We start from the raw sequence: 444 nt of genomic DNA on the forward strand, positions 1-444 counted from the left end.
TTCCCATGATGTCCAGCGCGGTTTCGGTGGTCGCGAGTCGGGCTTTCAACCTTTCGTTCTCCCGGCGGAGCCTTTCCACCTCGACCTGCTCGGCTGACTTTCCGGGCTTCTTGTCCTGGCCGCGGCGGGGTCCGGTCATCCCGGCGAGCGCGCCGGCGTCACGGGCCCGGGTCCACTCCAGCACATGGGAGGAGTACAGGCCCTCCCTGCGCAAGACCGCGCCTTTCTCACCGTTCGGCGCGTTCTCGTATTCGGTGACGATTCTCAGCTTGTACGCCGCGCTGAACACCCGCCGCGACGGACGCAGCGCGGGATCACGCGACGGCTGGGACCCGCCGGGACTCTCCTGCGACTCTGACTCCACGAACATGAGGATCTCCGATCACGCCCTCCGTAGCCAACCCGCACCCGCGAGGGTGTCTCACTCAAGTCTGACAGGGAGGG

General features: G+C 66.7%; 1 protein-coding gene. It reads right to left on the minus strand.

Translation table 11 applies throughout. The features are described 5' to 3' along the window. Window positions 1–370 (minus strand): hypothetical protein (locus G6R25_RS24615; protein WP_419469419.1); only part of this gene is annotated, 370 nt, incomplete at its 3' end. Between the last annotated feature and the right edge of the window lie 74 nt (window positions 371–444).

This window comes from Candidatus Frankia alpina (assembly GCF_902806485.1).
In the GTDB taxonomy this organism is placed as follows: Bacteria; Actinomycetota; Actinomycetes; order Frankiales; family Frankiaceae; genus Frankia; species Frankia alpina.